The 21626-nt window shown below is 69.6% G+C and carries 22 protein-coding genes; 11 read left to right on the top strand and 11 right to left on the bottom strand.

Going from position 1 to position 21626, the window contains the following annotated elements; translation table 11 throughout:
* The first annotated feature begins 89 nt into the window (after positions 1-89).
* The 5 genes from OG741_RS04235 (at position 90) to OG741_RS04215 (ending at position 4235) form a co-directional block, all read left to right on the top strand.
* On the top strand, positions 90-578 hold the full coding sequence (locus OG741_RS04235; protein ID WP_405595276.1) for a GNAT family N-acetyltransferase: 489 nt from the start codon (positions 90-92) through the stop codon (positions 576-578).
* A 247-nt stretch (positions 579-825) separates the two neighbouring features.
* On the top strand, positions 826-1593 hold the full coding sequence (locus OG741_RS04230; RefSeq protein ID WP_405605377.1) for an ABC transporter substrate-binding protein: 768 nt from the start codon (positions 826-828) through the stop codon (positions 1591-1593).
* Entirely contained in the window at positions 1560-2390 is an 831-nt protein-coding gene (locus OG741_RS04225) for an amino acid ABC transporter permease (protein WP_266485091.1), read from the top strand. Before OG741_RS04230 ends, OG741_RS04225 begins: the two co-directional genes overlap by 34 nt.
* A gap of 9 nt (positions 2391-2399) precedes the next feature.
* The gene (locus OG741_RS04220) at positions 2400-3248 is read left to right on the top strand and encodes an amino acid ABC transporter ATP-binding protein (RefSeq protein WP_405595274.1); all 849 of its coding nucleotides are present in this window, start codon (positions 2400-2402) and stop codon (positions 3246-3248) included.
* Positions 3249-3455: 207 nt separating this feature from the next.
* Positions 3456-4235, top strand: coding sequence for a uracil-DNA glycosylase (locus OG741_RS04215; RefSeq protein ID WP_405595271.1), 780 nt, complete (start codon positions 3456-3458; stop codon positions 4233-4235).
* A 19-nt stretch (positions 4236-4254) separates the two neighbouring features.
* Here the strand turns inward: OG741_RS04215 and OG741_RS04210 are convergent, their stop codons facing one another.
* The 4 genes from OG741_RS04210 to OG741_RS04195 form a co-directional block, all read right to left on the bottom strand.
* Positions 4255-5154, bottom strand: coding sequence for a hypothetical protein (locus OG741_RS04210; RefSeq protein WP_405595269.1), 900 nt, complete (start codon positions 5152-5154; stop codon positions 4255-4257).
* Positions 5151-6161 carry an SPFH domain-containing protein gene (locus tag OG741_RS04205; RefSeq protein WP_405595267.1) on the bottom strand — a complete coding sequence of 337 codons (1011 nt, stop codon included), beginning with the start codon at positions 6159-6161 and terminating at the stop codon, positions 5151-5153. Before OG741_RS04205 ends, OG741_RS04210 begins: the two co-directional genes overlap by 4 nt.
* Positions 6162-6265: 104 nt before the next feature.
* Positions 6266-7225, bottom strand: coding sequence for an endonuclease/exonuclease/phosphatase family protein (locus tag OG741_RS04200; protein WP_405595264.1), 960 nt, complete (start codon positions 7223-7225; stop codon positions 6266-6268).
* Positions 7226-7307: 82 nt separating this feature from the next.
* A complete protein-coding gene (locus OG741_RS04195) occupies positions 7308-7604 on the bottom strand; it encodes a hypothetical protein (RefSeq protein ID WP_266485100.1) in 297 nt (98 codons plus the stop codon).
* Positions 7605-7866: 262 nt separating this feature from the next.
* On the opposite strand from OG741_RS04195, the gene OG741_RS04190 reads away from it, so the two are divergent.
* Together OG741_RS04190 and OG741_RS04185 are read left to right on the top strand one after the other, a co-directional pair.
* A complete protein-coding gene (locus tag OG741_RS04190; RefSeq protein WP_405595262.1) occupies positions 7867-8394 on the top strand; it encodes a GNAT family N-acetyltransferase in 528 nt (175 codons plus the stop codon).
* A 183-nt stretch (positions 8395-8577) separates the two neighbouring features.
* Positions 8578-9726 (top strand): S1 family peptidase, encoded by a 1149-nt coding sequence (locus OG741_RS04185; protein WP_405595260.1) that lies wholly within the window; start codon positions 8578-8580, stop codon positions 9724-9726.
* A 249-nt stretch (positions 9727-9975) separates the two neighbouring features.
* Here OG741_RS04185 and OG741_RS04180 read toward each other — a convergent pair whose 3' ends face one another.
* Entirely contained in the window at positions 9976-10272 is a 297-nt protein-coding gene (locus OG741_RS04180) for a DUF1876 domain-containing protein (protein ID WP_405595258.1), read from the bottom strand.
* Between the two features lie 225 nt (positions 10273-10497).
* Here OG741_RS04180 and OG741_RS04175 point away from each other — a divergent pair, with 225 nt between their 5' ends.
* Positions 10498-11112 (top strand): hypothetical protein, encoded by a 615-nt coding sequence (locus OG741_RS04175; RefSeq protein ID WP_405595256.1) that lies wholly within the window; start codon positions 10498-10500, stop codon positions 11110-11112.
* Between the two features lie 61 nt (positions 11113-11173).
* Here OG741_RS04175 and OG741_RS04170 read toward each other — a convergent pair whose 3' ends face one another.
* Entirely contained in the window at positions 11174-12436 is a 1263-nt protein-coding gene (locus tag OG741_RS04170) for a Tm-1-like ATP-binding domain-containing protein (protein ID WP_405595254.1), read from the bottom strand.
* A 288-nt stretch (positions 12437-12724) separates the two neighbouring features.
* Between OG741_RS04170 and OG741_RS04165 the strand changes: the two genes are divergently transcribed.
* The 3 genes from OG741_RS04165 (at position 12725) to tgmB (ending at position 14650) form a co-directional block, all read left to right on the top strand.
* Positions 12725-13180 carry a lamin tail domain-containing protein gene (locus OG741_RS04165; RefSeq protein ID WP_405595252.1) on the top strand — a complete coding sequence of 152 codons (456 nt, stop codon included), beginning with the start codon at positions 12725-12727 and terminating at the stop codon, positions 13178-13180.
* Positions 13181-13452: 272 nt separating this feature from the next.
* Positions 13453-13644, top strand: a complete 192-nt coding sequence (tgmA, locus tag OG741_RS04160; protein ID WP_328681298.1) for a putative ATP-grasp-modified RiPP — start codon at positions 13453-13455, stop codon at positions 13642-13644.
* 16 nt (positions 13645-13660) lie between these two features.
* Complete coding sequence (gene tgmB / locus OG741_RS04155) at positions 13661-14650, top strand: ATP-grasp ribosomal peptide maturase (RefSeq protein ID WP_405595249.1); 990 nt, start codon at positions 13661-13663, stop codon at positions 14648-14650.
* 109 nt (positions 14651-14759) lie between these two features.
* On the opposite strand, the gene OG741_RS04150 is transcribed toward tgmB, so the two are convergent.
* From OG741_RS04150 to OG741_RS04130, 5 genes are all read right to left on the bottom strand, one after another.
* On the bottom strand, positions 14760-15692 hold the full coding sequence (locus OG741_RS04150) for a carbohydrate ABC transporter permease (protein WP_405595246.1): 933 nt from the start codon (positions 15690-15692) through the stop codon (positions 14760-14762).
* Positions 15689-17029, bottom strand: coding sequence for a carbohydrate ABC transporter permease (locus tag OG741_RS04145; RefSeq protein WP_405595244.1), 1341 nt, complete (start codon positions 17027-17029; stop codon positions 15689-15691). Before OG741_RS04145 ends, OG741_RS04150 begins: the two co-directional genes overlap by 4 nt.
* Positions 17030-17041: 12 nt before the next feature.
* Positions 17042-18376 carry an ABC transporter substrate-binding protein gene (locus OG741_RS04140; RefSeq protein WP_405605375.1) on the bottom strand — a complete coding sequence of 445 codons (1335 nt, stop codon included), beginning with the start codon at positions 18374-18376 and terminating at the stop codon, positions 17042-17044.
* A gap of 27 nt (positions 18377-18403) precedes the next feature.
* Positions 18404-20077, bottom strand: a complete 1674-nt coding sequence (locus tag OG741_RS04135; RefSeq protein WP_405595242.1) for a glycoside hydrolase family 13 protein — start codon at positions 20075-20077, stop codon at positions 18404-18406.
* Positions 20078-20279: 202 nt separating this feature from the next.
* Positions 20280-21551, bottom strand: a complete 1272-nt coding sequence (locus OG741_RS04130) for an ABC transporter substrate-binding protein (protein WP_405595240.1) — start codon at positions 21549-21551, stop codon at positions 20280-20282.
* Positions 21552-21626 lie beyond the last annotated feature (75 nt).

Genomic DNA, 21626 nt, shown 5'->3' with positions numbered 1-21626 from the left:
GTGGACAGGCGCCGGGAAATGTCCCCCGTCAGGCGGGGGCAACATATGCAGGCCTGCCGCCGTCGGCAGCGGCAGGTAATACTCTCTGCATGAGTGCGCATATGACCGGTGCCGCCCGCAGGGCCCGCGCGGAGGCTGTACGGATCAGACGAGCCACCGCCCGCGACGCCAAGCGGCTCACCAAGCTCGTACGCGACTCCCGTGCCTATCAGGGCCCGTACGCCCCGATGATCGCCGGATACCGGGTAGGTCCCGACTACATCGAGACCCACGAGGTCTTCGTGGCACTCGGCACCGACGACAGAGTGCTCGGCTTCTACGCCCTCCTCCTCGCCCCCGCGGAGCTGGACCTGATGTTCGTCGCCGATGCCGCCCAGGGGCTCGGCGTCGGCCGCCTGCTCATCGAGCACATGATGGGCGAGGCGGCTGACGCCGGGATCTCGGCCGTGCGCATCGTCTCGCACCCGCCCGCCGAAGGCTTCTACCTCAGCGTGGGCGCGCGGCGGACCGGCACTGTGCCGGCGAATCCGCCCGCCGTGATGTGGGACCGTCCCGAGCTGATGATCCAGGTCACTTAGGTCCCGTCCCGCACATCGGGCCGGACAGGACCTGCCGCGCCACGCCGTCCCACATGCTGGTACATATCGTGGACAGGCACCTCACCCCACGCGTCCCGTGCCTTACGATCTCCGACGGGCGGCCCGCCACGACGGCCGCCCACCACGCACCTATGGAGGTCAAACCGTGTTCTGGACGGCCAGCGGATCGCGCAGTCACCGCACCGGTATCCGTGCCCGCGCCACCGTCGGAGCCGTTGCGGCGGGGATGTTCCTCGCCGCAGGCTGTTCCTCCAGTGGCGATGGAGCGGGTGAGGCGGCGGGCGGCGTCCCCGTGGTCCACAAGGGACAGCTGACCACCTGCACCCACCTGCCGTACCCGCCGTTCCAGTTCGAACAGAACGGCAAAGTCGTCGGCTTCGACGTGTCCCTGATCGACCTCGTGGCGAAGAACCTCAAGGTCGAGCAGAAGGTCCTGGACACGCCGTTCGAGAACTTCAAGACCGGCGCCTTCCTCAACTCCGGCGAGTGTGACCTCGCCGCCGCGGGCATGACGATAACCGCCGAGCGCAAGAAGAACGTGGACTTCTCGGTGCCGTACTTCGACGCCACGCAGGCGCTGCTCGCGAGCAAGAAGAGCGGCGTGAAGTCCCTGGCGGACATCAAGGCCAAGAAGAAGAAGCTCGGCGCGCAGGCGGAGACCACCGGCGAGAGCTACGCCAAGGACAAGGGTTTCGACCCGGTCGCCTTCGAGAGCTCGGACGCGGTCCTCAACGGACTGCGCACCGGCCAGGTCGACGCCGTCGTCATCGACTACCCGGTCGTCCAGGGCTGGCTCAAGGACAAGGCCAACGCCGCCGAGTTCGTCCTCGGGGACAACATCACGACCGGTGAGCAGTACGGCATCTCGGTGAAGAAGGGCAACAAGAAGCTCCTCGACGCCATCAACAAGGCGATATCGGACGCCCGCGCGGACGGCACGTACAAGAAGCTGTACGAGCAGTGGATCGGCCCGCTGCCCCAGGCCACGTCGTGACCTCTCGGCTGACCAGGCGCCAGCGGCGCCGCGTGTCGCAGGGCATCCAGTACGCCGTATTCGTCGCGGCGATCGTCGCGATCGGCTTCCTGGCCGACTGGGACCGGCTGCAGAACCAGTTCGCGCAGAAGGACCTGGCCAAGGAGCTCTTCCCGGAGATCATCACCACCGCGCTGCGCAACACGGTGGTCTACACGCTCTCCGGATTCGCCTTCGGTCTGGTGCTCGGCCTGATCGTGGCGCTGATGCGGCTCTCTTCCGTCGCTCCCTACCGGTGGGTCGCCACCGTCTACATCGAGTTCTTCCGGGGCCTGCCCGCCCTGCTGATCTTCATCTTCGTGGGCGTGGCGGTGCCGCTCGCGTTCCCCGGGACGCAGATTCCCGGCGGTACGTACGGCAAGGTCGCGCTCGGTCTCGGACTGGTCGCCGCGGCCTATATGGCAGAAACGATTCGGGCGGGCATCCAGGCGGTGCCCAAGGGGCAGATGGAGGCCGCCCGATCGCTGGGCTTCTCGCACGCCCGGGCCATGGTGTCGGTGATCATCCCGCAGGCCTTCCGCATCGTCATCCCGCCGCTGACCAACGAGCTCGTCCTGCTGTTCAAGGACTCCTCGCTGGTGCTGTTCCTCGGCGTCACACTGGAGGAGCGGGAGCTGACCAAGTTCGGCAGGGACCTGGCCAGCCAGACCGCCAACTCCACCCCGATTCTGGTCGCCGGGCTCTGCTACCTCCTCGTGACCGTGCCGCTGAGCTTCGTGGTGCGCCGCCTGGAGGCGCGCGCCGAGAAGGCCAAGTGAGGAATCCAGATGTCACAGAAGACGGAGACGGTGGACAGCATGGGTGAAGGCCGCGCGGAGATCGAGATCCGCGGCCTGCACAAGTCGTTCGGGGACAACGAAGTGCTCCGCGGCATCGACCTGGAGATCGCCCGGGGCGAGGTCGTGTGTGTCATCGGCCCCTCGGGCTCGGGCAAGTCGACGCTGCTGCGCTGTGTGAACCTGCTGGAGGAGCCCACCTCCGGCAAGGTCTTCGTCGGTGGCACGGAAGTCACCGACCTCGATGTGGACATCGACGCGGTACGCCGCCGAATCGGCATGGTCTTCCAGCAGTTCAACCTGTTCCCGCACGTGAATGTGACCGAGAACCTCACGCTACCGCAGCGCCGCGTGCTCGGCCGGGACAAGGCGAAGGCAGCCGCCGTTGCCAAGGAGAACCTGGACCGGGTGGGGCTCGCCGACAAGGCCGAGGCCTTTCCGGCGCAGCTGTCCGGCGGGCAGCAGCAGCGGGTGGCGATCGCACGGGCACTGTCGATGGGCCCGGAGGTGATGCTCTTCGACGAGCCGACCTCGGCGCTCGACCCCGAACTGGTCGGCGATGTGCTCTCGGTGATGCGGCTGCTGGCCGCCGAGGGCATGACGATGATGGTCGTCACGCACGAGATGAGCTTCGCCCGCGAGGTCGCCGACAGGGTCGTGTTCATGGACGAGGGCGTGATCGTAGAACAGGGTCCGGCGGAGCAGGTCGTGGGCGATCCGCAGCACGAGCGGACCAGGAACTTCCTGATGCGGATCCTGGACCCGGCGGCGGCGGAGGCACCGGCGGAGGAAGCCGGGCGGGATGTGCGCAAGGCGGTTGACGGCCCGTCCGGAGGTTGACGGCGGGGTGCGCCTGCGGCGGGCTTGTTCCCCACCCCGCCCCTTCCCGTAACCAAGGGGCTTCGCCCCCTGGACCCCCGTATGCGACCTTCGGCCGTATGTCCTCAAACGCCGGACGGGCTGATTTTTCAGCCCCTCCGGCGTTTGAGGCGCGGGGGTCCGGGGGCAGCGCCCCCGCGGCACCCGCACCCGCACTAGCGTGACCTCATGGGAACGCAACAAACGTCTCCGCCACCGCACCCCGATGACCGCGACTTCCCCGCGCGCCGTGCACCAGGCTGCCCCGGACTCGCCGAGCTGGACGCTGCCGTGACCCAGTGCCGCGCGTGCCCGAGGCTGGTGGCCTGGCGCGAGGACGTCGCCGTCACCAAGCGCCGGGCGTTCCAGGACTGGGAGTACTGGGGCAGGCCGGTCCCGGGCTTCGGTCCGCCGGACGCGGCGCTGGCGGTGGTCGGTCTCGCGCCCGCGGCGCACGGCGGCAACCGCACGGGCCGGATGTTCACCGGGGACGACTCCGGCGACATCCTCGTCAAGGCGCTGCATGCCGTGGGTCTCGCGTCCCAGCCGACCTCCACACACCGCGGCGACGGCCTGGAACTGCGCGGCGTGCGGCTCGCGGCACCCGTCCACTGCGCTCCGCCGCAGAACAAGCCCACGCCCGGTGAACGGGACACCTGCCGGCCGTGGCTGGCGAGAGAGCTGGAGCTGCTGAGCCCTGCCCTGCGCGCAGTGGTCGTCCTGGGAGCCTTCGGCTGGCAGGCGGTGCTGCCGGTGCTGAGTCATGCGGGGTGGCAACTGCCGCGGCCCCGCCCGGCGTTCGGGCACGGTGCCCAGGTGACGCTGCCCAGCTCCGGCACCGGACGGGAACTGCACCTGCTCGGCTGCTACCACCCGAGCCGGCAGAACACCTTCACGGGGCGGCTGACCCTGCCCATGCTCGTCGATGTCTTCCGGCACGCGGCCGACGTCGCGGGCCTCAATCCGTAGACACAGCGGAGCCTCGCGGTCAGAGCAGCAGACGCAGCGTGGTGTCCGCGACACCGAGCCGTACCGTCTGACCCCAGGTCAGTTCCAGCGCGTCACTCTCGATGCCGTCGCCGAACGCGACCAGTTGGTCGGACTCGACGACGAGCCTGAGCTGCTCGGCGCGTCGCAGTGTTCCCTCCACGAGCGAGGTGCCGGTGGTGGGGGAGGGCCACGCCTCGCGTACGAACCAGATGAGCCGCGGATCGGCAGGGCTGGGCAGCGTCAGCGCGCTGGCCCGCTCCTGCCACAGCGAGCGCAGCCACCCGGTCGCGCCGGTGCCGGTGCCGACCAGGACGCCCGAGGACGCCTGTGCCTCGGCGGGGGCCGCCTCGTCGTCGTTCCCGATGCGGTAGCGCGCCGTCTGATGGCCCCGCGCGCCGAGATAGATCTCGTTGAGTGCCAGCAGCCGCTGGGTGTCGTCGGCCACCGCCTCCACCATGGTGAGCTCGTCCGTCGCGCAGCGCGGGGACTCGGCGGCGGGGAGCAGTTTGGCCGCGTCGCCCGCCCGGTGGCGGACCAGGACGCCCGGGTTGCGGCCCGGATCGGCGTCGATCCCGATCACGGGCTGGCCGGACAGATACTTGGCCGCGTTGGCGACCAGCCCGTCCTGTCCGACCACGACCACCACGTCCTCGGGGGCGAACAGAAAGCGGTCGAGGTCCCTGCGCTCAACCCGTGCCTGCCGCCACTGAAGCGGAACCGCCGCCGTCACCTGGGCGAGGGTGCGCCGCGCACGGTGGTGGCGCTCGGCCACCTCCTCGATGCCGCGGCCTCGCGAGGAGAGGAAGAAGCCGGCCTGGCCGTGCGTGCCGTGGCGGGCGAGCAACTCCTCGTACTCGGTGGTCCGATGCACGAGCACCGCCCGCGGCGCGAGGCTCATCCCCGGTCCCCGTCGGGCCGGCCGAGCCTGGCCAGCAAGCCGGTCAGGACGTCGGGCGAAACGGTGAGGCTCTCTATACGGGGCAGGTTCTCGGCGAGCCGGGTGGCGGTAAGGGCGTGCAGCGTGGCGGCGTCGACGTCGGCGTGCACCCGCAGCCAGGCGGCCTGCGCCTGGGCCCGTGCCTCGCCGACCTCGCGTGCCGCTTCGGCCTCGGCCTTGGCCAGCCGTACCGTGCGGGCGGCCTCCGCCTCGGCCCGTACGCCGTCGGCCGCCGCGCTCTCCTCGGCCTCGCGGCGGGCATTGGTGCCGCGCTGCTCGACCAACTGCTCCTCGCGGCGGGCCAGTTCGATCTTGCTGGCGAGCTCGTTCTCCGCGATGGTGCGCTCCCGCTCGACCGCCACGGCCCGTCGTTCGTACGTCGCGCGGTCGGCCTCCTGCTGGATCTGCTCCCGTGCCGGCGTGCGCAATGCGCGTTCGACCTCGGGCTCGGGACGCAGGGCGACGACGCGCACGGCGACCACCGCGATGCCGGTGGCCTCCAGCCGCGCCTCCGCCGCCAGTCCCTCGGCAATGCGCCCGCGCACGGACGCGACGCCGTCGACCAGTGCCGCGGCCAGCGGGGTACGGGCCAGCACATCGAGCGCGTGCTGCTGGGCGGTCTCGGTGAGCAGGGTGGAGATCTGCTCCAGCGGGGCGCTGCGCCAGACGCCGGTGTCCGGGTCGATGGAGAAGTCCAGCCGGGCGGCCGCGGTGGCGGGATCGCCGATGCGGTACGTCACTGTCGCCTGCACCGTGACGTCCTGGAAGTCGGACGTACGGGCGTGGAAGGCCATGGCCAGTTCCCGGTCGTCGACGGGCACTTCGCACAGCGCCGCCGTCAGCGCGCGGTACCAGAAGCTCAGCCCGGGCCCGTCGTGGACGAGCCGGCCCCGCCGGTGGTGGCGGACGTGGGCGGTGGGCGCGGAGCGAAGATGACGCCAGCCGAAGCGCCTGATGATGTCGGCCATGACAACCTCCCCTTTTCGTCGCATCGACGATATAGGGACAGTTTCCTTATCGTCAACACGACGAAATGCGCGGGACCGCAGCTGCTGCTGAGTCGGTACCGCACTCAGGACCGCAGCCGGATCCAGACGGGTGCGTGGTCCGAGCCCGCCGCGTCGCGGCGCTCGGCGGGGGATTCGTCGACGGAAGGCAGCGGCTGCGGGGTGGCCGTCCCGCTGAGCCCCGCACCGGCTGATTCCACCCGGTTCAGGAGCCGGTGGCTGACGAGTATGTGGTCTATCAATTCGGGCCGTCCCGAGTGGATGCGGGAGAACCGCCGGTCCTGCGGGATCAGCGGTGCCACGTTCCACAGCCGATGGGCGTCGCCCTTGTCCGGCCGCTCGAAGCCGGGCGTACCGATCTCGGAACCCGGCGGACCCTGAAGGAGTTGGGTGGTGGCCGCGCCCACCTCGTCGTTGAGATCGCCCAGGACTACCACGGCGCGCTGCTTGCCCTGGCCGTCGAGCAGGGTGTCGGCCAGCGCGCGCAGGGTGGTCGCCTCGGCGGCGCGCCGGAACAGGGCGTAGGCGGCGTAGCGGGCGCGTTCACCCTCGTCGCGTGGCTGGAACCGGCCGCCCGGGTAGCTGAGCAGTTTCGATTTCAGGTGGCAGACGGCGGCCACGATCTCCGGCCCCTGGTCCGGCTCGACGCGTACGGCCAGCGCGCCGCGGCCCATTCGGGCGGTCAGATCGGCGTGGTCGTCACTCTGGACGGCATGCAGTTGCCCGGGAAACGCGTCGGTGTCGGCGACGACGGTGATCGGATGGCGGCTGAGGAAACCGACCCGGATGCCCCGGCTGTCCGCGTGCTCGGACAGCGCCGTGTGCCACGTGCCGCCGAGCACGCTGGTGAGCTCGGTCAGTGCCTGTGGGTCACCGACCTCCTGGACTCCGAGCAGACCCGGATCGAGCGCGGTGACGGTTTCGGCGAGTGCGGCGAGCTTCGCCTCGTACGAGGCCTTGTCGCTGGGGCCGAAGGGCCCGCCCGGCAGGTAGAGGTTCTCGAGATTCCACGTCCCCAAGAGCATGGCCTGGCTCCGTCCTGAGACTGGGACTTGCCCGGACTGTCATCGTGACAGGGCCACGGCAAGGGAGCCAGGTGTCTGCCGTTCAGGCCGGCGGAGCCGCACCGTGGGCGGCGGTGACGGGGACTTCGGTTCCATCGCGCACGGCGTCGACGATGGCCTGGTGGAGGGTACGGCTGGCCTCTTCGGAGGGGCACGGCACAGGGCTGCCCGACATGGTGAACCAGTCCGAGGCCCCGCTGTACTGAACGGCGATCTGAGCCTGGCCGTCCGACCAGGTGGTGTGGACGGTCACGTCTCCTTTGATCACGCCGACTTCCTCGGTGAGAACGCCGCCGGGTCCCGCGTAGATTCCGGTGGTGGTCCACGATGCCCAGGTCATGGCGCATGCCTTACTGACGGTGGGAGAAGGTGAAAGGACACGGCTGCCTCCGAGCGCAGCTCTGCGAAACGCCGTCCTTCGAGTCTGACACCTGCGCGACAGGTGCGCGCGGTGGTGTCGGGGCGCGGTTCCGTAACAGGGTGCGTGGCGGCTCCTCGCCGCTGTCAACATTGCGTGACGACCGTCACGAGGACGCTCGACTCGTTACAGCAAGGAGCCGGCGGGATTCGGGGAGCCCGAAGCCCTCGATAGGGTGCGGCGCATGATCCTCGAAGAGCTGGTGGTCGCCCGTGGCGAGCACGGCGCTCCTGACATCTCGGGCGAGCTGCTCACCGAGATCGCCGAACTCTATGCGTCCAACCAGGAATTCTTCGCGCTGAGCGGCGACTTCGCCGACCCGTACGACATCCGGATCGAGCAGGTCGCGAAGGCGCTCGCCGACGAGCTGGCGCACGAGGGGGCGCAGGTGCTGCTCGCCCGGTCGCGCGGCGAACTGGTGGGCCTTGCCGTGACGTTGGACCATCACCCGACAGATCCGGACGACCAGGATCCATGGATCGGGCTGCTGATGATCGACCGGCGTCGGCAGCGATCGGGCTTCGGCCGACACCTGGCCGGCCTGGTCGAAGACCGTTTCCGCCGGGCGGGCCGTACGGGCTCCCGCCTCGCCGTCCTGGAGAACAATCCGAGGGCGCTCTCCTTCTGGACCTCCCTCGGATACACCGAGCTCCGCCGCGCCAACGACCGCGAGCTGAACCGCCCGAGCATCGTCCTGCGCAAGCCTCTGTAGGCGGCTCCGGAACGCAAACCGGGACCGGGGCGGTATTCGGCCAACCGCCTTGCTGCTGGGGCCCGTTGGTATGGACCTCTCCCTTGCCTTCGGTTACTGTCCGCCCGGGAGCGCTCTGAGAGCGCTCTCGCCTGCTCGCTGTTCCATCCCCCACGAAGCTGGAACAACTGAAGGGTCAAGGCCTTGAGACGCACGACAGGTATAGGTACCGGACTGTCCGCACTCCTCCTCCTGGGCGCCTCGGTAACCGCCGGGTCCGCCCCGGCCGCCGCCGCGGCGCCCACCCCCGCCCCCGAGCCCGCCGCCTCCGCCGGTCTGCTCACCGCCATGCAGAAGGACCTGGGTCTGACGGAGAGTCAGGTGCAGGCTCGGCTGGCGGCCGAGAAGACAGCAGCCGCCGTCGAAACAAACGCGCAGCGCGTAGCCGGATCCTCCTACGGCGGATCCTGGTTCGACGCGAAGAGCGGAAAGCTGACCGTGGCCGTCACCGATGGCCGCAAGGCCGGAGCCGTACGCGCGACGGGTGCCACGGTCCGGCTGGTGACGCACAGCGCCCAGCAGCTCGACGCGGCCAAGAAGAAGATCGACGCGCTCGGCGCGCCCGCCGGGGTCAGCAGCTGGCACGTCGACCCGAAGGCCAACCGGGTCGTGGTGAACGTCGTCGCGTCCGAGCGAGGTGACAACGATGTCGCCACGTTTGTCGCCCGCGCCCGTCAAACCGGCCCGGTCCAGATCAAGGAGACCACCGAGGCCCCGAAGACCTTCGCCGCCGGCACCGTGGGGGGCGACCCGTACTACACCGGCAACGTCCGCTGTTCCATCGGCTTCTCGGTGTACGGAGGCTTCGTCACCGCCGGGCACTGCGGCCGGCCGGGCATGGGCGTCCGGGGCTGGGACGGCTCCTACATCGGGAACTTCCAGGGATCGTCGTTCCCCGACAACGACTACGCCTGGGTCAACGTCGGCAGCGGCTGGTGGACCGTCCCCGTGGTCCTGGGCTGGGGAACCGTCTCCGACCGGCTGGTCCGCGGCTCGAACGAGGCTCCCGTCGGCGCATCGATCTGCCGCTCGGGCTCCACGACGCACTGGCACTGCGGCAATGTCCTGGCCAAGAACGAGACCGTCAACTACAGCCAGGGCGCGGTCCATCAGATGACAAAGACCAGCGTCTGCGCCGAGCCCGGTGACTCGGGCGGGTCCTTCATCAGCGGTGACCAGGCGCAGGGCGTGACCTCCGGTGGCTGGGGCAACTGCAGCGGCGGAGGCGAGACCTGGTACCAGCCGATCAACGAAATCCTCGGCCGGTACGGTCTGACCCTGCACACGACGTAGCCCCCACGGGTGGAGCCCGTCGCGACGTGATCAAGGGTCGAGCCGGCCCAGCGCCGCGACGGGTTTTCCGTATGCGGGGCATGGCGTCGGGAAGGGCCCTATCCGCTTCTCGCGGATCCTGATTGCGCGGTGCGCGGCTGCGGGCCGCTCCTCCGCGTCGTCCTCGAGCCCTTCCCGGCCACTCCATGGAATCACCCGGGGCCGCTCCAAGGCCAGGGTCATGCAGTGCCGTACCTGGCGGGTGCCAGGCTAGAGCGCCGTCGTCCAGGCGTACGGAGGTGCGAGCCGTTCACCGGCACCGGCGCCCACGCTCTCCAGGTCGCGGTCCGCGATCCGCGTCAGCTGTGCCGCGAGGTCCTTGAAGGCCCTGCCTGCCGCGAGTTCGTCGCCGATCTCGGGCACGTCCGGGTCCTCGGTGCTGCATCGGGCGGTCCCGTGGCCCGTGAGGGTCGAGGTGCCGGTGTCCAGCACCACCCGCGCCTTCGTCGTCCCGTCCTCCTCGAACAGGTACAGGCCGACCTTCCACTCCAGGGTCCGTGTCGTCATGGCCTACCTCCTCGACGGCATCCGGCCGCAGCGGGCCGCCGCTGCGCTGTCCTGTCTTCAGGGTCCACCCATCCGGCGCCTGCCGTGAATTTCTCTCGGACCGAGGGGCCGACCGGCTGTCGGACGAGGCCCGCCTGGCCCATGCTGGAGGTGGGACAAATCAGTCACCGTGGGCACCGGGCGAGCGGACGCCGGCTCGGTCCTTCGAGTGAGCGAGGTCAGGCCATGACTGCACATCTGCCCGGCTGGGGGAGGGGCACGCATTCGGAGCCGGAGCGCGGAGCACCGCGCGAAAATCCTCTGCGCCGCAGGTCGGACCGTGTGCAGCGGTGGGCCGGAGCCTTCGCGGTAGTGCTGTCCCTCGGGGCCGTGCCGGGGGTGGCCACCGGGGTCGGGCTCGCCGTCCACCGGGCCGAGATGCACAAGGTCCAGGACGCCGCCGGCTCGTACATGGTCGAGGCGCGCCTCGTCGCCGACGCGGGTGCGCGCAAGGCGGCCCGGGGGGACGACCCCGTGACAGCACAGGTCCAGTGGAAGCAGCGCGACGGCGTGGTGCACACGGCGCGGGTCAGGGTCGACCCGGGCACCCCCGTCGGCTCCGCGGTCCAGATATGGGCGCGCCCCGACGGCACCGCGACCAGGGTGCCGCCGACGACCCCTTCCGAGGCGGTTCTCGCGGGCTGGCTGACGGCGATTGTCACCGGCGCCGGGGTGAGCGGAGTCTGCTACGTGTCGTGGATGGGTTTCGTCCACCTGATGGACCGCAGAAGGTACGCGCAGTGGGAGCGCGAGTGGGCGGAAGCGGAACCGGGCATGTCCGGCCGGACACATGACCTGTGAATCTTGAGGTCCCGGAACCTGCCGGGGCGGTCACGGCGGCCGTGACCGCCCCGGCAGGGATTCAGGCCGTCGCGGCGTTCGTCACCGACTGCTGGTCGATCATCCGGTGCAGCCGCTCGGCGGCCGCCCGCCCGAAGGCCGGGTCGTTGATGTGCGTGTCGAATGTCCGGAACTCGACGTCGGAGTCGCTCAGCCCCGCGCTGAGTTCGGCGACCAGGGCGGCGTCCGCACGGGGGTCGTGGTACGGGCCGCTCAGGACGCCGAGGGTCGACAGCCCGCGCAGGGGCGCGAGGACGGCGGTGGGGCCGGTCGCGGTCCGCAGTTTCGCGGTGATACGGCGCCCCAGCTCGGCGCACTCCTGCGCCGTCGTGCGGACCACGGTGATCGACGGATTGTGGACGCGGATCATCCGGTCACGGAACCGGCGGGGGAGGGTGTCGAGCGGTCCGAACTTCACCATGTCCAGCGCCCCCAGGCTCACCACCTGAGGAACACCGGCCCGGCCCGCGGCCTCCAGGCGGTCCGGTCCGGCCGTCAGGATGCCCCCGACCAGGTCGTCGGCGAGTTCGCTCAGCGTCAGGTCGAGGACCCCGGCGAACAGGCCCTGTCCGGCGAGCGCTTCCAGCGACCGGCCACCGGTGCCGCTGGCATGGAACACCAGTACCTCGTAGCCGAGTTGTGTCAGCAGCTCGCGTGCCGCGTCGACGCCGGGAGTGGTCACGCCCGCCATCGACGCCGCCACCAGCGGCCTGCCCCCGGCGAGGAGATCCTCCGCCCGTACCGCTCGTGGGGAGCAAGCGAAACCCTGGGCCATTCCCGCCATGGCGTCGGCGGCGTTGGCGAGCAGCGGTGCCGAGATCCGGTTGACTCCGGCGATGTCGACGACGCTGTACATCATGGTGATGTCCGAGGCGCCGACATACGGGGCGACATTGCCCGAGGCCATCGAGGAGACCATCAGCTTGGGCACGCCGATGGGCAGGGCGCGCATCACCTGGGTCGCCATCGAGGTCCCGCCGCTGCCTCCGAGGGCCAGTACGCCGTGGAGGCGGCCCGCGGCATACAGGTCCAGGGCTATGGTCGTGGCGCCGCGCGCCATGGCCGTGACGGCTGCACCGCGATCCTGTTCCCGCAGGTGACGCAGGTCGTCCCCGGCGGCGCGAGCCACGTCGGAGTGGGTGATGTCGGGGCGCACCAGTGGCTCTCCGATGACGCCGGTGTCGATGAGGATGGTCTCGATGCCGTGCCGGTGCAGGTGATCCCGCAGCCAGCCGTACTCCGTTCCTTTGGTGTCCAGCGTGCCCACCAGTGCAACGATTGCCATGACAAGGCATGTTCATGGCTTATGGCGCAGGGGACAAGGCGGCATCCCGGTAATCGGACACTCCCGCCAGGGCGTTGAGGCCACGGCTGGGGCAACTCGGCAGCCGGCTGACGCAGACCCCCGGGCCGCTACCACCCGGTCCGCGAGTGCCGCGCCGTACACCCAGTGCCTTGTGGGGTTTGTGCCGGGTTCTTCAACTCCTGCCCCGGCCTGTGTGGTTAGTCCCTATTCTGGGCGTCTCGCCGGGCCCGATATTGGGGGGTGCCCGGCCTGAGCCTAGGGACACTCATGATCCGCACCCGCTCCATCGCGGCCGCCGCTGTCGCGGCGTCGCTCACCGGGCTCGCCCTGTTGCCGTCACAGGCGCAGGCCGCGACCGGTTCGGTCCACCTGTACAAGATCTACTACGACAGCCCGGGATCGGACCGGGGCTCCAACGCGAGCCTCAACGCCGAGTTCGTGCAGATACGCAACACCACGGCGAGGTCCGTCAGCCTCAAGGGCTGGACGCTCGTCGACGCGTCGAACCACAAGTACGTGTTCGGCACCTACACCCTGGCCAGGGGAAAGATGGTGACGGTCCGTACGGGCAAGGGGACGAACACCGCCACCAACCGTTATCAGGGGCGCGCCTGGTACGTGTGGAACAACGACAAGGACACCGCCACGCTCAAGACGTCCACGGGCAGCAGGGTCGACACCTGCTCCTACAACTCGACCAGGGTCGACTACAGGATGTGCTGAGCGCCTGATCGCAACGTGACGAGCGCCCACCCCGGGGAGGGGTGGGCGCTCGTCCGTGTTCCGGCTCCGGATGTGAGAAAGGTCGGCGGGTGGAACGCCCCCTGCCCACAAGCACGTCAGACATAGGGGGCCGACCTCTGCCGCGGCCGGCCTCTGTGTGACGTCCTTCACTCTCTTATGGAGGTGATGTGACGGAACGTAGTGAGACCCCTACATCATCTACACGTACTGTTACGTGTGGCACCGCCACATCGTGAGCACCAAGGAGACTCATGCGACCGTTCGTGCTGAACTACGCGCTCCCCGCTGAGAATTCAGCGGTCACCATCCCCTACACGTACGACTCCAACCTGCAACTGAACGTCCTGCCCGACGGCCGCCCCGCCATATCCGACCGGGCGGTGATCCTCGCGACCGGTACGACGACGTCAACGGCCGGCTCGCAGACGCACTTCGACGACTGACCGGCCCGGCGCACCGATGACTGTGCTGATCCTGACCTGCCAGCAGGACGTGACGACGGACATGGTGGTGGCCAAGCTGCATGAACGGGGCGTCCCGTTGGTGCGCTTCGACCCCGCCGACCTGCCCGGTGAGGCCGACATGTCGGCCGAGTACGTCCGCGGCGACTTCGAGGGCTACCTGTCGACCGACGGGCGCCTGCTCAGCATGAGCGGGCTGCGTTCCATCTGGGTGCGCAGGCCGGGTGAGCCCGCGGCGCATGCCGAGGAGCCGTCGGAGTGGCTGAGCGCCGAGTCCGGGCAGGCGCTGTACGGGATGCTGTACTCCACCACGGCGCGCTGGATGAACCATCCCTGCGTCGCGGCGCAGGCCCGGTGCAAGCCGTGGCAGTTGCGTGTCGCCCACCGCAGCGGTTTCGCCGTGCCGCCCACGCTCATCACCACCTTCCCGCGCGTGGCCCGGCAGTTCGCGGAGCAGTACAAGGAGATCGTGGTGAAGTCCGCCTCCGGCCCGCCGTCGACCGAGCCTCCCGTCGCCCTGCCCACGACCCGTATCGGGCCGGACGCCGATTTCTCCGGCGTCGCGGCCGGGCCCACCCTGCTTCAGCAGTACGTTCCCAAACTGGCAGACATCCGGCTGACGTTCGTCGGCGGGAGGATGTTCGCCGCGCGGAAGGATTCCGCGTCCGGACAGGTGGACGGCCGCTATGGCACCACCGGCCACGCCTGGGAGCCGACGGACGTACCCGACCGGGTGGCGCGGGCCGTGCGTGAGTACGCCGATCTGTCCGGAATCGCTTATGGCGCCTTCGACTTCGCCGTGGACGGCGATGACGTCTGGTGGTTCCTGGAGTGCAACCAGGGCGGCCAGTTCGGCTTCATCGAACTGGAGACCGGTCAGCCCATCGCCGAGGCGGTCGCGACCTGGCTGGCCGCCACGCCGACGTCGACCGCGCGCGTTCCCTGGGCAGGCTACGGCTGGGTGGGCGATGTGGACGCGGGCTCGTAGAGCACCGATGCCAGCACGACTCCGGGCAGGCCGCCCGGACCCCGAAAGCAGCCGGCGGTGCCGGACCGTCGGGAGTCCGGCACCGCCAGCGACCTGGCTCGCGCATTCGCTACTTGACGGAGCCCGCCATCACTCCCTGGACGAAGTGCCGTTGGAAGGCGAAGAAGACCACCAGCGGCACCACCAGGGAGAGGAAGGCCCCCGGCGCCAGGACTCCGATATTGCTGCCGAACTGCCGCATCTCGGACTGCAGGGCGACGGTGAGCGGCTGGGACTCGCTGTCGGCGAAGAGCAGCGCGACCAGCATGTCGTTCCAGACCCAGAGGAACTGGAAGATCGCCAGGCTGGCCAGTGCAGGCCGTCCCAGAGGCAGGATCAGCTGGTAGAAGATCCGCCACTCCCCGCCGCCGTCCATCCGCGCCGCCTCCAGCATTTCGCGCGGGATCTCCGCGAAATAGTTACGGAGAAGGAAGATCGCGAAGGGCAGCCCGTAGGCGACATGGAAGAGGATCACGCCCGGGATCGTGCCGAACAGGCCGATGGCGCCGAAGAGTTTGGCCACCGGCAGCAGCCCGATCTGGACGGGCACCACCAACAGACCCACGACCACCAGGAAGATCGCGTTGCGGCCGGGGAACTCCAGCCAGGCGAAGGCGTATCCGGCCAGTGCCGCGATGCCGACGACCAGCGCGGTGGCGGGCACCGAGATCAGGACGGTGTTCCAGAAGGACTGCGTGATGCCGGAGTCCTCGAACAGGGCGGTGTAGTTGTCCAGGGACAACTGCCCCGGATCGGTCAGTGCCGTCCACCAGCCCTTGGCCGCGTTGTCCTGCTCGGAGCGCATCGAGGACAGGAACAGACCGGCGAGCGGAGTGATCCAGACGAGTGCGACGACGAGCAGGACTGCCTGGACCACTCCGTTGCCGAGCCACGTGGTCAGCCGGCTCACGAGCCCCGGACGCGGCGGCAGGACGGGCGCGCGGTCGGAGTTCTTGGCGACCGGCAGGGACGCACTGCGGTCGATGGTGCTGTGGCCGCTCATGCTCCGCTCCTTCGGAAGCGCCGGACGTTGAAGATCATGGCGGGCACGACCAGAAGCAGCAGCAGGACGCTGAGGGCGCTGCCGAGCCCCTGGTTGTTGCCGCCGCCGAAGGACACCAGCCACATCCGGGTCGCCAGCACATTGGCCTCTTCCTGGACCGGCCCCGGCGCGATGATGTAGACGAGGTCGAAGACCTTCATCACATTGATCACCAGGGTCACGAAGACCACCGTCAGTACGGGTGCCAGCAGCGGCACCGTGATCTTCCGGAAGATCTGCCACTCATTGGCGCCGTCCATCCGGGCCGCCTCCAGGGCGTCCCGGGGGATGGCGGCGAGTCCCGCAGCGATCAGCACCATCGAGAAGCCGGTCCAGATCCACAGATAGGCACCGATGATCGCCGGGGTGACCAGGGCGGGGCCCAGCCAGGAAATGCCCTGGTAGGGGGCGGCGAAGTTCTCCGCCGGGAGCCTGACGGTGTACGAACCCGCCTCCAGGCCGCGGAAGTTGAACGAGCCGTCCGCGGCGGTGGTGGCTTTCGCGGCCACCTTTCCGTCCCGTACCGCCTCGACCGACATCCCCGGCAGACCCTTCTCGGCCGGGTCGACCTTGCCGGGAGTGCCTCCGCCGCCCGGGGTGAAGTCGAGATAGACGACGCCCCTGACCTCGTCGGCGCCGGGCGCGGCGGCTGATGCGGCCCCGGCGGGCCGGGCGTCGGACGGCATCTTGTCCGGTGCCACTCCGACGAAGCCGAGGCTGATGGACTTGCCCGGGCTGACCGCCTCGGTCGTGCGGTAGTCGCCGCCCGGGTTCCCGGTCAGGTTCTGGCCCTGCCGGGCCCTGGCGGTGGGGTAGGCGGCGCTGTCGTCGAAGGCGTCGTGGACGCCGACGGTGACGGCGTTGAGCACGCCGCGGTTGGGGTCCTCCTCGTACGCGAGCCGGAAGATGATGCCGGCGGCCAGGAACGAGACCGCCATCGGCAGGAAGAGCACCAGCTTGAACGCGGTTGCCCAGCGCACCTTCTCGGTGAGTACGGCGAGCACGAGGCCGAGACCGGTCAGCAGCACCGGAGCCACGACAACCCAGATGGTGCTGTTGCGGATCGCCTTGAGCGTGGCCGGATCGCTGAATATCTCGGTGTAGTTCTCGCCGCCGACGAAGCGGTCACCGCTCGCGTCGAAGAGGCTCCGCCCGGCGGAGAACAGCACCGGATAGACGACCAGGGCGCCGAGGAGCAGCAGCGCGGGGAGGACGAACACCACCGCGATGTTGCGCCTCTTGCGCTGGGCCCGCCGCCGCGGATTCGCGGCGGCGGGGGATGGGGTGAGTACAGCCATGAGTGCGGGGCCTCAGCTCTTGTAGGCCTTGGCGGCCGCGGCCTCGAGCTTGGCCGCGGTGGCCGTGGGGTTCGAGGGGTCGCGCAGGAAGTCCTGGAGGAGCTTCCACTCGCCCGCGCCCTTGGTTCCGCCGAACGCGGCCGGGGCCTGGTCGGACATGTCGAAGCGGACCGTGTCACCGGCATCCACCAGCGACTTGGCCGTCGCGCGGGTGGTGTCGTCGGCGTACGAGGCGAGGTCGACGTCCTTGTTGGGGGAGATGAAGCCTCCCGCGCCCGCCCACACGGCGGCCGCTTCGGGCGTGGCCATGAACTCCAGCAGCCGCTGCGCGGCCTTCTTGTTCTTGCCGTCCTTGAGGACCACGGCCGCGTCGCCGCCGCTGACCACCGGTGCCTTGCCGCTGTCCACGGCGGGGAAGGGGAAGAACTTGGCGTCCTCGCCGAGCTTCTTGCCGAAGTCGTCCTTGGCCATGCCGCCGACGAAGTCGCCCTCGTAGACCATGCCGGCCTTGGGCTTGGGGCCGAAGACCTGCTCGATGGAGCCCGGGAAGTCGGTGTTCAGCGCGGCGCTCGAGCCTCCGGCGACGAGCTGCTTGTCCTTGAAGACCTCGCCCAGGGTGGTCAGCGCCTTGACCACGCTGGCGTCGGTCCAGGGCAGGGTGTGGGCGGCCAGCTGGTCGTACTTCTCGGGTCCGGCCTGCGAGAGGTAGATGTTCTCGAACCAGTCGGTCAGCGTCCAGCCGTCCTCACCGGCGACGGAGAAGGCCGGAAGTCCGGAATCGGCGATCGTGCGTCCGGACTTGAGCATGTCCGCGAAGCTCTTGGGCTCGGAGACCCCGGCCTGCTCGAACGCGCTCGGGCTGTACCACACGGTCGACTTGTGCGCCGCCTTGAAGTAGAGGCCGTAGTAGGTCTTGTCGACGGTGCCGTAGTTCTTCCACACCTCGGCGAGGTTGGCGCCGGCGGTCGTGGCGGCCTTCTGCGAAAGCGGTTCCAGCCAGCCCTCCTTGGCGAACTGCTGGAGCACGCCGACCTGGGGCACCATCGCCACGTCGGGGGCGTTGCCGCCCTCGATCTTGCTGCCGACGAAGGTGGAGACGTTGTCACCGGTGGGCACGAAGACCGTCTTGGCGCCGGTCTGCTCGGTGAAGGCGTCCAGCACCTTGCGGAAGTTCTTCTGCTCGCTGCCGGTCCATACTCCGGCCACGGTCACGGTCTGGCCCTTGAGGTCCTTGCCGCCGCTCGCCGGCTCCGTCGACCCGTCGCAGGCGCTCGCCCCGAGTGCGAGAGCGAGCACGGTGGATGCGGCCGCGGCCGTCCGGATGCTGGTCGTGATTCGTCGCATGATGATGGTCCTTTCGAAAAGAGGGTGAGTTCAGGGGGTGGGGCAGTCGCCCGTCCACCACGCGGCGGTCGCTCCGGGGAGCACGCCGTCGGGACATGGCCCGCTGGAGAGGAGCGGGGTGCCCGCGACCGGGGCCGGTACGGGCTCGGTGCCGAAGTTGACCGCGCAGATCAGCCCTTCACCGCGGGCCATGGCCAGGACCTGCGGGGGTGCCTCGAGCCAGCGCAGGCTGCCTTCGCCCAACTGGGGCAGGCTGCGCCGCAGTTGAAGGCCTTCGCGGTAGAGGTGCCAGAAGGAGCGGGTGTCGGCCAGGGCCCGGTCGGTGGCGTGTTCGGCGAACCACTCGGGCTGCGGCAGCCAGGGCCGAGCGCCGGCCGCGCCCTGGCTGAAGCCGAACGGTGAGGCGTGGCCGGACCAGGGCAGCGGCACTCGGCAGCCGTCGCGGATGCGCGCCCGGCTGCCGGTGCGGCGGAAGATCGGGTCGGTGAGTACCTCGTCCGGCAGATCCAGGACTTCGGGGAGTCCGAGCTCCTCGCCCTGGTAGACATACGCGGCGCCGGGCAGCGCCAGCATCAGCAGGGCGGCGGCGCGGGCACGAGCCGCACCCAGACCGCTGGCCTCCACGCCGGGCTCGCCCGCGTACCGGGTGACCGTGCGCACCTGGTCGTGGTTGTTGAGCACCCACGTGACGGTGGAGCCCGTCCCGGCGATGTCGCGTATCGCCTCCGTGATGGTCGCCTGGAAGGCGTCGGCGTCCCAGGGGGCGCTGAGCAGGTCGAAGAAGAAGGCCTGGTGCAGTTCGTCCTGCCGCACGTACTTGGCGTGCTCGATTGCCGTGGGCACGGAGACCTCGCCGACCAGGAGCCGTTCGGTGCCGTCCAGGGCCGCGTACTCCTCGCACACCGACCGCCAGCGGCGCCACACCTGGTGGACCTCCGGCTGGTTCCAGGCCAGCGGGTTCACCGAGTCCCGGGCGCGCTCGTCGGCGCAGGGGTCGGCGGAGTCGGGCAGCTCGGGGTGCTTGAAGAGTCCGGCGGCCACATCGATGCGAAAGCCGTCCACGCCCCGGTCGAGCCAGAAGCGGAGCACCCGCTCGAAGGAGTCGCCGACTTCCGGGTTGCGCCAGTTCAGATCGGGCTGCTGCGGGGTGAACAGGTGCAGATACCACTGGCCCGGGGTGCCGTCGGATTCGGTGATCCGGCTCCAGGCGGGCCCGCCGAACATCGCCCGCCAGTTGTTGGGCGGCTCATCGCCGTCCGGGCCGCGACCGTCGGCGAAGTGGAACCGGGAGCGGGCCACGCTGCCGGGTGCGGCGGCGAGTGCCTCGCCGAACCACGGGTGATCGCTGGAGCAGTGGTTGGGGACGATGTCGAGCAGCAGCTTGAGTCCGAGCCTGCGGGCGTCGGCCATCAGCAGGTCGAACTCGGCCAGGTCGCCGTAGACGGGGTCCACGTCGCAGTAGTCGGCGACGTCGTAGCCGTGGTCGTGCTGCGGCGAGGGAAAGAACGGGCTGAGCCAGATGCCGTCGACACCGAGCTTCCTCAGATACGGCAGTCCGGCCCGTACGCCGGCCAGATCGCCGATGCCGTCCCCCGTGCTGTCGAGGAAGCTGCGCACGTAGACCTGGTAGATCACCGCGTCGCGCCACCAGGAGGTGGCGGTGCGGGAGGAGTGGCCGATGGCGGCCGGGAGAGCAGTGAGCATCTCGCGTTGACCCGTTCCTGCTGGATGCGAGAGCGCCCCAGAGCGGGTGCGCTGTTATGCATGCATGTTAAGTAGCGGTGACGGGAGGGTGTCAACGATGCTGCGCGAACCGGCCCTGGTATGTCCAGATTTTTGCTGGTATGCCAGACGAGCTTGCTACTTAACATGTAAGTAGCAAGCTCGTGGAGGAGGCGGAGAGGGCTCAGCCCTTGCGGGAGATCGATCCCAGCTCGCGCGACAGGCGACCGACGGCTGCCTGTGGTGTCTGGCGCAGCGCCATGACGTCCTGAACGACCGCCTGCACGGCAAGGCTCACCTGGTCGTAGCGAGGGCTCTTGGGGCGCGGCTCGGCCGCCAGCACGCTCTGGCGCAGGGTGGGCAGATACGGATAGGCGCGCACCAGCGCGGGATCCTCGTACAGCGCGGCGCGCACGGGAGGCAGCGAGCCTGCGGTGAGCACCTTGCGCTGGACGCGCTCGCTGGTGAGATAGGCGATCAGATCGGCCGCCGACTCCGGATGCCGGGAGCGGCTGCTGACCGCCAGATTGGAACCGCCCAGCACGCTCGTGCCCGGTCCGTCCGGCCCGGGCAGCGGCACGGCGCCGAACCTGCCGGCGACCTTCGACCCCGGCGCGTTGGCCATCGCGTACACATAGGGCCAGTTCCGCAGGAAGAGCAGCCGGCCGTCCTGGAAGGCCTGCCGGGACTCCTCCTCCTTGTAGTCACGGGCACCGGGCGAGATCCAGCCGTCCCGTACCCCGCCCGCAAGGAACTCGAGCCCCTTGCGGGCCGAGACCGAGTCCACCGTGACCCGGGCACCGTCGTCCCGCAGGATCGACCCGCCCGCCGAATGGACGGCCTCGGTGGCGTTGACGGTCAGCCCCTCGTACGGCAGGAACTGACCGGCGTAGCCGTCCATCTTGTACTTCGGCGCAAGGGTCTTCGCCTGCCGGGCCAGCTCTTCCCAGGTGCGCGGCGGCCGTTCGCCCGCCCGCTCCAGAATGTCCTTGCGGTAGTACAGCAGCCCGGCATTGGTGACATACGGGACGGCGTACAGGCGGCCGTCGAAGGTGGCCGTGTCCACCACGGGCGCGAGGAAGGTGTGCAGCGGGAACGCGTCCCGCTCCAGTGGGGATATCCAGCCCGCCGCCGCGAACTCGGAGGTCCAGGCCACGTCGATGTTCAGTACGTCGAACCGGTCGCTGCCCGAGCGCAGTTCGCTGATCATCTGGGCCCGGGTCTCGTCCGCGGAGTCGGGCAGCTCGACGAGCGAAACCTTCTCCTGAGGATGACCGCGGTTCCAGTCGTCCAGCAGCGGACCGAGATAGTCGGTGAGATCGCCCGCCGTCACCAGGGTCATCGGACCGCGGCCCTTGGGGGCCGCCGCACCCGGCTGGCTGCCGAAGCCCGCGTACCCTGCGAAGATCACGGCAGCAGCGAGGAGCCCCCTACCCGCGGCATGCATCCACCGCATAGGTTCCTCCCAGTGCACCGACCCGGCCGCGTTGCCGTCCAATGTGGCCTATGTATACCTGTTAGGCATGGGGGA

It is taken from the genome of Streptomyces sp. NBC_01410, from assembly GCF_045040195.1.
Classification (GTDB): domain Bacteria; phylum Actinomycetota; class Actinomycetes; order Streptomycetales; family Streptomycetaceae; genus Streptomyces.
Note: the sequence above shows the minus strand (reverse complement) of the source record. Positions and strands in the feature narration are given on the sequence as shown.

What these genes read in the sequence shown, in the direction of transcription:
- OG741_RS04150 (WP_405595246.1), bottom strand. Translation starts at nt 15,692, where the DNA reads ATGAGCGGCCACAGCACCATCGACCGCAGTGCGTCCCTGCCGGTCGCC.
- OG741_RS04235 (WP_405595276.1), top strand. Translation starts at nt 90, where the DNA reads ATGAGTGCGCATATGACCGGTGCCGCCCGCAGGGCCCGCGCGGAGGCT.
- OG741_RS04180 (WP_405595258.1), bottom strand. Translation starts at nt 10,272, where the DNA reads ATGACGACACGGACCCTGGAGTGGAAGGTCGGCCTGTACCTGTTCGAG.
- OG741_RS04210 (WP_405595269.1), bottom strand. Translation starts at nt 5,154, where the DNA reads ATGAGCCTCGCGCCGCGGGCGGTGCTCGTGCATCGGACCACCGAGTAC.
- OG741_RS04220 (WP_405595274.1), top strand. Translation starts at nt 2,400, where the DNA reads ATGTCACAGAAGACGGAGACGGTGGACAGCATGGGTGAAGGCCGCGCG.
- OG741_RS04175 (WP_405595256.1), top strand. Translation starts at nt 10,498, where the DNA reads ATGACTGCACATCTGCCCGGCTGGGGGAGGGGCACGCATTCGGAGCCG.
- OG741_RS04230 (WP_405605377.1), top strand. Translation starts at nt 826, where the DNA reads ATGTTCCTCGCCGCAGGCTGTTCCTCCAGTGGCGATGGAGCGGGTGAG.
- OG741_RS04190 (WP_405595262.1), top strand. Translation starts at nt 7,867, where the DNA reads ATGATCCTCGAAGAGCTGGTGGTCGCCCGTGGCGAGCACGGCGCTCCT.
- OG741_RS04135 (WP_405595242.1), bottom strand. Translation starts at nt 20,077, where the DNA reads ATGCTCACTGCTCTCCCGGCCGCCATCGGCCACTCCTCCCGCACCGCC.
- OG741_RS04200 (WP_405595264.1), bottom strand. Translation starts at nt 7,225, where the DNA reads ATGCTCTTGGGGACGTGGAATCTCGAGAACCTCTACCTGCCGGGCGGG.
- OG741_RS04165 (WP_405595252.1), top strand. Translation starts at nt 12,725, where the DNA reads ATGATCCGCACCCGCTCCATCGCGGCCGCCGCTGTCGCGGCGTCGCTC.
- tgmA (WP_328681298.1), top strand. Translation starts at nt 13,453, where the DNA reads ATGCGACCGTTCGTGCTGAACTACGCGCTCCCCGCTGAGAATTCAGCG.
- OG741_RS04205 (WP_405595267.1), bottom strand. Translation starts at nt 6,161, where the DNA reads ATGGCCGACATCATCAGGCGCTTCGGCTGGCGTCATCTTCGCTCCGCG.
- tgmB (WP_405595249.1), top strand. Translation starts at nt 13,661, where the DNA reads ATGACTGTGCTGATCCTGACCTGCCAGCAGGACGTGACGACGGACATG.
- OG741_RS04145 (WP_405595244.1), bottom strand. Translation starts at nt 17,029, where the DNA reads ATGGCTGTACTCACCCCATCCCCCGCCGCCGCGAATCCGCGGCGGCGG.
- OG741_RS04195 (WP_266485100.1), bottom strand. Translation starts at nt 7,604, where the DNA reads ATGACCTGGGCATCGTGGACCACCACCGGAATCTACGCGGGACCCGGC.
- OG741_RS04215 (WP_405595271.1), top strand. Translation starts at nt 3,456, where the DNA reads ATGGGAACGCAACAAACGTCTCCGCCACCGCACCCCGATGACCGCGAC.
- OG741_RS04130 (WP_405595240.1), bottom strand. Translation starts at nt 21,551, where the DNA reads ATGCGGTGGATGCATGCCGCGGGTAGGGGGCTCCTCGCTGCTGCCGTG.
- OG741_RS04170 (WP_405595254.1), bottom strand. Translation starts at nt 12,436, where the DNA reads ATGGCAATCGTTGCACTGGTGGGCACGCTGGACACCAAAGGAACGGAG.